The sequence below is a fragment of the Kitasatospora sp. NPDC056800 genome (assembly GCF_042789775.1).
Taxonomy (GTDB): Bacteria; Actinomycetota; Actinomycetes; order Streptomycetales; family Streptomycetaceae; genus Kitasatospora.
This window is the reverse complement of sequence record NZ_JBHUAL010000307.1, coordinates 1-7,786: the sequence shown is the minus strand read 5'-3', so window position 1 is coordinate 7,786 and position 7,786 is coordinate 1. Positions and strand designations below refer to the sequence as shown.

Below are 7,786 nucleotides of genomic sequence, written 5' to 3'. Positions count from 1 at the left end.
TCCGCTCCGTTTTCCGGAGTTTCATTCATCGGATTCACTTTCCGCTTTGCCGCCCCGGTCTCCCGCGGCGACTCCGGAACTGTACGGGCACCGGCACGTCACATGCAAATCGCCCCTGCCCGGGCTCCCGGGCAGGGGCGATCAGTGCCGATCAGGGCCGGCCGGAGCCGGCCCGAGCCGGGTCAGCGAACCTCGGTGATCTCCGGGCCGCGCGCGAACGGGTCGAGCGCGGTACCGCCGAAGCGGTTCTCGCCCTCACCGGCGGCGGCGGTCGCCCCGCCACCGTCGGCGACCATCTGGGCGTCCTCGGGAAGCTTCAGGACGATCGGGTCGCGGGGAGCCATCGGGGACTCGCCGCGCACGACGACCGTCTGCCGGAAGACCTGCTCCAGGATCCCGGCCATCTCCGGCTGCACGGCGGCCTGGCCCGAGATCACGCCGCGCAGGAACCAGCGCGGACCGTCGCAGCCGACGAACCGCACCAGCTGCACACCCTGGGTGCCGTCCGGCAGCTGCACGGGGACCCGGGCGCGGAGGTGCCAGCCGAGCGGGCCCTCCTCCTCCTCGATGAGGCCGCCCTGCGAGGTGATGCCGTTGGCGATCTCCTCCCGGACCTCCCCCCAGATGCCCTCCGACTTCGGGGCCGCGAAGGCCTGGAGCTGGATGGCGCTGTTTCCGAGCACAAGGGTTGCTGCCACGATCGCGTCACCGGCGACCTCGACGCGCAGCTCCATGCCCTCGACGCCGGGGACCAGCAGACCCCCGAGGTCGACGCGCCCCTCCTCGGGGTTCTCCAGCTCGGAGTGGTCCCACGGACCGTCCGGCCGGGGGGCCGGCGGCAGGCCGACCCTGTCGGCCGGGTCCAGCTCGGTCACGTTCTCGCTCTCGGCGGAACCTTCGACGTCATCGGCCGTCTCGTCGGCGCTGATGGCGTCGTCGGCGAGCTGCTCGACAGCGTCCTCGCTCTTCTGGCGACGACGGAACACGGTCACTGCCCTTCCCGGTCCAAGACCGATGCGAATGCCTGCTCGGCTTCCTGCGAGGCCGCGGGCATGCTAGACCGCGGCATGGCCGCCGGTCGACCCGAACCCGCCCTCGGCGCGTGCCGACCCAGGCAGCTCCTCCACCTCGTGGAAACGGGCCTTCTCGACCTGCTGGATCACCAGCTGGGCGATTCGGTCCCCTCGGCGGAAGCTGACCCCCTCGCGCGGGTCCAGATTGACGACGATCACCTTGATCTCTCCACGGTACCCGGCATCGACCGTCCCCGGGGCGTTCACGAGGGCAACACCGCAACGAGCTGCCAGGCCCGACCGGGGGTGGACGAAGGCCGCGTAGCCGTCCGGCAGGGCGATGGCGATGCCGGTGGGCAGCATGACCCGCTCGCCGGGGGCCAGCTCCGCGTCGACGGTGGTGCGCAGGTCGGCACCGGCGTCCCCGGGCTGCGCGTAGGCGGGCAGCGGCAGCTCGGGGTCGATGCGCTTGATCAGGACGTCCAGCTGCGGGCGGGGGGTGTCGCTCAAAGGTTCACCTCAAAGGCTCGTGCGCGCTTCATCAGATCCGGGTCGTCGAGGACCTTCTCGATGTCCTCGGGACGACCGTGCGTGGTGAAGTGTTCCAGCTTTACCTGGATGAAGAGGGCCTGGGACCGGACGGCGACCGGCCCGTCCGGTCCGCCGATCCGCGCCTCGGCGGCGCTGTAGATCTTGCGGCCGTGCACACCGGTGATCCAGGCGCGCAGGTGCAGCACCGAGTCGACGGGCACCGGGCTGAGGAAGTCGGTCTCCAGCCGGCCGGTCACGGCGGGGGCGTGCAGCAGCCAGTTGAGCGTGCCGAGGGTCTCGTCCATGGCGGTGGTCAGCAGCCCGCCGTGGGCCAGGCCGGGGCCGCCCTGGTGGGCGTCGCGGACGGCGAACTCGGCGGTGACGTCGAGTCCCTCGCCGGCGACCGCGTCGATCCGCAGGCCGCCGGGGTGCTGCGGGCCGCAGCCGAAGCAGTGCTCGTAGTGGGAGCCGAGCCGGGTGCCGGGGGCGGGCGCCTGGGGGTGGCGCTCCGGCAGGACGGCGTCCGGCGGCGGGGTGGTCGGGGACGGCGGTATGGCGGGCGCCGGCCGGTCGGTGGGGGTGCTGGGGGCTGTCGTACCGGTCACGGGGCCCCAGCCTACCCAGGGGTAGCGGGCCTCCGGTGGGGGTGGCGTCCCGGGCCGGACGTCAGGGCGACCACAATGGAGGCATGTACGACGAACGCCTCACGGTGCCGCGCTCCTGGTGGCTGCTCCCGATCGCGCTGGGCCTCACGTTCGCGCTGATCCTGATCCGGGTCAGCGGTCCGGCCGCGCTGATCGGACTGGTGGTCGGCATCGCCGCCGGCGCGGTCGCGATCAGCAGCTACGGCTCGGCCCGCATCCGCGTGGTCCAGGGCTCCCTGGTGGCCGGCCCGGCCCGGATCCCGGTGGACGCGCTCGGCGACGCGCAGGCGCTGAGCCCCGCCGAGGCGGCGGCCTGGCGCGGCCGGAAGGCCGATCCGCGCGCCTTCATGCTGCTGCGCAGCTACGTCCCGACGGCGCTGCGGGTCGAGGTGACCGATCCGACCGACCCGACGCCGTACCTCTACCTGTCGACCCGCTCGCCGATGAAGCTGGCGGAGGCGCTGGAGGACGCCCGGCGCGGCGCCCGCACCTGAGGCGGACCGGGCCGGGCCGCGAGGCGGTCGGGCCCGGACACGAGCCGGACGGAAGAGGCCGGACAAACGGAGAGGGACGGTTCCGCTACTGCGGGACCGTCCCTACGACTTTGTCCTGACCGGTCGACCGGCCGACTCCGTCCTCCCGGGCCCGTCCAGACGGACGATGCCCGGACCTGCCGTCCGGCCCCGCTGCCCGGGGCCGGAAGGAGCGGTGTACCGGTCCCGCGGGCGCAGCCGCGGGCACCGGGTCCTGTCCGCCGCGGTGCTCAGGCGCCGCAGTCCCGGCAGATCGGGTTGCCGTTCTTCTCGCTGTAGAGCTGGCTGCGGTGGTGCACGAGGAAGCAGCTCATGCAGGTGAACTCGTCCGCCTGCTTCGGCAGGACACGGACGGCGAGCTCCTCGTTCGAGAGGTCGGCACCGGGGAGCTCCATGCCCTCGGCGGCGTCGAACTCGTCGACGTCGACAGAGCTGCCGCCCTTGTCGTTCCGCCGAGCCTTGAGCTCCTCGATGCTGTCTTCGTTGAGCTCGTCGTCGGTCTTGCGTGGGGTGTCGTAGTCGGTTGCCATTTTTCGCTCTCCCCCTCCGGGTTGTGCGGTGTGTGCGGTATCTCCAGCGCACGTAACGCATGGGGGGTCGGTCTTGTGCCCGACCCGAGGCGGAGATTTTGCCTTACTTCAAGCCCTGTTACTCAATCGACACTCAGCCCGGGCTCCATCGGGGTGATCCCCAGGGCTGTGGAAGGCCTCACGCTGGGCCATCACCAGCCTTCCGGGGACCCGGTAAACCGACCACGCACAGTGAGCACAATCGGTGTGGATGTCTGGGGAATCCCTTGTCCATCAGGGATGCCGACCGATTCCGCGGACCGACCGGTGACCGGAATCCGGTCACGGACGGCGATCGACACCCCTGATCAGGTGATCACTCTCCGGGGTTGCCCGGAATCGTGGAGCGACACGGTGTGAGCTTGGTCACGTTCAGAATCATCCAGGGCAAACCGCGGGAAATCCACCCACTCCGACCGCTCGGTCCAGCATCTCAGCCGGCGTTCTTCCGGGCCTCCCGGCGTGCCAGCAGGGCGGCCTGGCGCTCCTCGAACTTCCGGGCCTGGCCGTCCAGCCCGTCGAGGAAGACGCCCAGCTCGTTCTGCGCCAGCAGGCCCTCCGGGCCGAGCCCGCCGATCTCCATCACCTTGAGGTGGCGCAGCACCGGCTGGAGCACGTCGTCGTGGTGGATGCGCAGGTTGTACACCCCGCCGAGGGCGATCTGCGCGGCGGCGCGCTCGAAGCCGGGGATGCCGTGGCCGGGCATCCGGAAGTCGGTGACCACGTCGGCGACGGCCCGCATGGCCTGGTCCGGGGCGATCTCCAGGGCGGCCTTCAGCAGGTTCCGGTAGAAGACCATGTGCAGGTTCTCGTCGTTGGCGATCTTCGCCAGCAGCTGCTCGCACAGCGGGTCGCCGGCGTACCTGCCGGTGTTGCGGTGCGCGATGCGGGTGGCGAGCTCCTGGAAGGCCACGTACGCGACGGAGTGCAGCATGCTGTGCGCGTTGTCGGACTCGAAGCCCTCCGACATGTGGCTCATCCGGGCCCGCTCCAGCTCCACCGGGTCGACCGCGCGGGTGGCGAGCAGGTAGTCGCGAATGGCTATTCCGTGCCGGCCCTCCTCGGCCGTCCAGCGGTGCACCCAGGTGCCCCAGGCGCCCTCGCGGCCGAACATGGTCGCGATCTCGTGGTGGTAGCTGGGCAGGTTGTCCTCGGTCAGCAGGTTGACCACCAGCGACACCCGGCCGACCGGGGTCACCTTGGAGTGCTCCAGCGACCAGGCCTCGCCGCCCAGCACGCCGTCGAAGTCGCGGCCCTGGCTCCACGGGACGAACTCGTGCGGCATCCACTCCTTCGCCACGCCCAGGTGGCGGTTGAGCTCCTTCTCGACGACCTCTTCGAGGGCGAGGATCAGCCGCGCGTCGGTCCAGCCGCTCGCGACGAGCGGGGAGCTGCTCTGCACAGGGGCGATGGTCACGGTGGTGCTCCTGAGGGGACGGCACGCGCTGGGACGGGCGCGCTGGACGGGGACACGTCGTGGACCCGTCGGCGGGGCGCCGACGGACTCACCTACGGTTGCGTAGGTTACGACACCGTAAGTTGCTCGGGCCGGAAAAGACAAGCCGCCCCCGCCAGGCCTTATGTCGTCTTGACGGGCCTGGCGGGGGCGGCTGGAAACGGTCGCCCGCGGAAGGGGCGTTCGACCCTTACGGCGAGGGGATGCGGACCCTCATGGTGAGGCCGCCGCCGGCGCGCGGCGTGGCCTCGATGGTGCCGCCGTGGGCGCGCACCACCGAGCGGACGATGGACAGGCCGAGCCCGACCCCCTTGTCGCTGCGGGTGCGGTCGGCGCCCTTGACCCGGCGGAACGGCTCGAAGATGTGCTCCAGCTCGTACCCGGGCACCACCGGGCCGGTGTTGGAGACCACCAGCTCGCCGCCGCCGGGCACCGCGGTGGTGGCCAGCTCGACCCAGCCGCCCGGGGTGTTGTACCGGACGGCGTTCTGCAGCAGGTTGAGCGCGAGCCGCTCCAGCAGCACGCCGTTGCCGGCGGCCATCGCCGGATCGAGCTTCGAACGCAGCTCGACCTCGCGCTTGTCGGCCTCGCCCCGGGTCTGCTCCAGCGCCCGGGTGGCCACCTCGGACAGCTCCACCGGGCGCCGGTCGGTCAGCTCGTTCTCGCTGCGGGCGAGCAGCAGCAGGCCCTCGACGAGCTGCTCGCTGCGCTCGTTGGTGGCCAGCAGGGTCCTCCCCAGCTGCTGGAGGTCGGAGGAGGTCCCCGGGTCGGAGAGCTGGACCTCCAGCAGGGTGCGGTTGATCGCCAGCGGGGTGCGCAGCTCGTGCGAGGCGTTGGCGACGAAGCGGCGCTGGGAGTCGAAGGAGCGGTCCAGCCGGTCCAGCATGCCGTCGAAGGTGTCGGCGAGCTCCTTGAGCTCGTCGTCCGGGCCGTCCAGCTCGATCCGGCGGTGCAGGTCGGAGGAGGCCACGTCGCGGGCGGTGCGGGTGATCCGGCCGAGCGGGCGCAGGACCCGGCCGGCCATCGCGTAGCCCGCCGCGAAGGCGATCACGGCGAGGCAGAGCAGCATGGTCAGCGACTTGCGCAGCAGGGTGTTGAGCGCGGAGTCGGAGCGCGCCAGGAAGTCGGCGGCCTGCAACTGGTTGTAGCTCGTGCTGTTCATCGTGGAGTGGACGCCGTCCGGGCCGGTGACCTGGATGCTGCCGTCGAAGACCAGGTTGCGCGGTGCCAGGTACGAGACGGCGTCCTGGAAGAACACGTACATCAGCAGCAGCAGCACCACGCCGGCCATCAGGAACATCCCGCCGTAGAGCAGGGTGAGGCGCATCCGGATGGTGGGGCGGAAGGGGAACCAGGCGAGCATGCCGTCGCCGGGGACGTAGGGCCCGGGGCGGTGGACGCGCGGCGGGGTCAGGGGCTTCGGCGGGACGGCACGCGGGCCGCCGGCGGGCGCGCCGGAGGCCCCGCCGGCCGGGGGCGGGGTGGTCATGATGGTCCTCTCGGGGCGTCCGCCGGGGCGGGCGCTTACGGCGGGGAGTCTCGGGGTGGGCGGACTCCGGTCGTCAGATCCGGTAGCCGGAGCCCGGCACGGTGACGATCACCGGCGGGTCCCCGAGCTTGCGGCGCAGCGTCATCACGGTGACGCGCACGACGTTGGTGAACGGGTCGGTGTGCTCGTCCCAGGCCTTCTCCAGGAGCTGCTCGGCGGAGACGACGGCACCGCCGGCCCGCATCAGCACCTCCAGGACGGCGAACTCCTTGGGGGCGAGCTGGACGGTGCGCCCGTCGCGGATCACCTCGCGCCGGCCGGGGTCGACCGAGATGCCGGCCCGCTCCAGTACCGGGGGCAGCGGGATGGTCGCGCGGCGGCCCAGCGCCCTTACCCGGGCGACGAGTTCGCTGAAGGCGAACGGCTTCGGAAGGTAGTCGTCCGCGCCGATCTCCAGGCCCTCGACCCGGTCGCTGATGTCGCCGGAGGCGGTCAGCATGATCACCCGGGTGGCCAGGCCCTGCTCGACCACCTTGCGGCAGACGTCGTCCCCGTGGACCAGCGGAAGATCGCGGTCCAGGACGACGACGTCGTAGTCGTTGACCGCGATGCGCTGGAGCGCGGCCTCCCCGTCGTACACAACGTCGACGGCCATCGCCTCGCGGCGCAGACCGGTCGCGACGGCCTCTGCAAGCAGCTGCTCGTCCTCGACGACGAGAACCCGCACGGTCGTTGTCCCTTCTCCAGGCCGGCCCCGGAAGCGGACGCACGGCTCCGACGGTGCCTCCATCCTGCCTGGTCGGGCGGTAAAGCAGCGATAAGCTGCCCCTCGGGCACGGAACCCGGGTCCGCGGCGGTCACTGTTCGCATCCGCACCACTCCGCTTGGACTGTGACACGGGCAACTTTCTCGCGCCGAAAGGTTTCCCCGCCCTGGGGGCGGGGAGGACAGCTGCACACCCGCGATCTGGCTGACGGCCGATCGCACCCACCCGCCGTGCGTTCATCCGCGCCGGCCCTGGGGCTGGGACATCACCGGGAGCGGCCGAAGGGCCGTCTCCGCACCCGTCCGGACTGCCACCACCTTCCGGCCTGGGTGCTTTCACCGGCTGGACCTTCCCCGGGGCGGAGAGCGCACGACCGTGCACGTCCGACACAGTAAGGGGGCCCGTATGGACGCCTTCAAGGCCGGAATCCTGCAGCGCATAGCCAACGCCGAGCAGGACCTGCACCGCGCGATCGAGGCCGGGGACGAGTTCCTCGCCGAGGTGGAGCAGTCCGAGCTGGACGACCTCCGCCGACTCGCCGCCGAGCACGGCGTGGACACGGTGCTGGAGCGCCACCGCACCGCTGCCTGACCCGTCCGGCACACCGACCCGTCGCCGGACCTCCGGCACCAGCGGCCCTACGGGGGCCGTGCGAAACCCAGGCCCTGGCATCCCCCGTATGTCAGGGCTCTTCGCATGCCCGGGGGCCTTCGCACCCGGGCCCGTCGCACGTCCGGGCCGTCCCCCCCCCCGGGGTGCCGCGGCGGGGCCGCGGGACCCGGCAA

At 71.8% G+C, this 7,786-nt stretch carries 8 protein-coding genes and 1 pseudogene; 2 read left to right on the top strand and 7 right to left on the bottom strand.

The genetic code is table 11. From position 1 onward, the window contains the following. Positions 1–182 precede the first annotated feature (182 nt). From ACFRQN_RS38835 to ACFRQN_RS38825, 3 genes and pseudogenes are all read right to left on the bottom strand, one after another. Positions 183–986: a DUF3710 domain-containing protein gene (locus tag ACFRQN_RS38835; RefSeq protein ID WP_049657098.1), complete on the bottom strand. Its 804-nt coding sequence runs from the start codon at positions 984–986 to the stop codon at positions 183–185. A gap of 2 nt (positions 987–988) precedes the next feature. After that, positions 989–1,523 (bottom strand): annotated as a pseudogene (dut, locus tag ACFRQN_RS38830) (dUTP diphosphatase). Further along, positions 1,520–2,098, bottom strand: coding sequence for a PaaI family thioesterase (locus ACFRQN_RS38825; RefSeq protein ID WP_380745321.1), 579 nt, complete (start codon positions 2,096–2,098; stop codon positions 1,520–1,522). The pseudogene dut and the gene ACFRQN_RS38825 overlap by 4 nt, the downstream one beginning before the upstream one ends. Before the next feature lie 134 nt (positions 2,099–2,232). On the opposite strand from ACFRQN_RS38825, the gene ACFRQN_RS38820 reads away from it, so the two are divergent. After that, the gene (locus tag ACFRQN_RS38820) at positions 2,233–2,682 is read left to right on the top strand and encodes a DUF3093 domain-containing protein (RefSeq protein ID WP_049657093.1); all 450 of its coding nucleotides are present in this window, start codon (positions 2,233–2,235) and stop codon (positions 2,680–2,682) included. A 269-nt stretch (positions 2,683–2,951) separates the two neighbouring features. Here ACFRQN_RS38820 and ACFRQN_RS38815 read toward each other — a convergent pair whose 3' ends face one another. The 4 genes from ACFRQN_RS38815 to ACFRQN_RS38800 form a co-directional block, all read right to left on the bottom strand. Further along, positions 2,952–3,251, bottom strand: a complete 300-nt coding sequence (locus tag ACFRQN_RS38815; RefSeq protein ID WP_030285479.1) for a DUF4193 domain-containing protein — start codon at positions 3,249–3,251, stop codon at positions 2,952–2,954. A 472-nt stretch (positions 3,252–3,723) separates the two neighbouring features. After that, positions 3,724–4,707: an acyl-ACP desaturase gene (locus ACFRQN_RS38810; protein ID WP_074005648.1), complete on the bottom strand. Its 984-nt coding sequence runs from the start codon at positions 4,705–4,707 to the stop codon at positions 3,724–3,726. 229 nt (positions 4,708–4,936) lie between these two features. Further along, positions 4,937–6,235 carry a sensor histidine kinase gene (locus ACFRQN_RS38805; protein ID WP_380745319.1) on the bottom strand — a complete coding sequence of 433 codons (1,299 nt, stop codon included), beginning with the start codon at positions 6,233–6,235 and terminating at the stop codon, positions 4,937–4,939. Positions 6,236–6,308: 73 nt separating this feature from the next. Further along, complete coding sequence (locus ACFRQN_RS38800; protein ID WP_049657097.1) at positions 6,309–6,962, bottom strand: response regulator transcription factor; 654 nt, start codon at positions 6,960–6,962, stop codon at positions 6,309–6,311. 444 nt (positions 6,963–7,406) lie between these two features. On the opposite strand from ACFRQN_RS38800, the gene ACFRQN_RS38795 reads away from it, so the two are divergent. Beyond that, positions 7,407–7,592 carry a hypothetical protein gene (locus ACFRQN_RS38795; RefSeq protein ID WP_030057688.1) on the top strand — a complete coding sequence of 62 codons (186 nt, stop codon included), beginning with the start codon at positions 7,407–7,409 and terminating at the stop codon, positions 7,590–7,592. Positions 7,593–7,786: the final 194 nt, after the last annotated feature.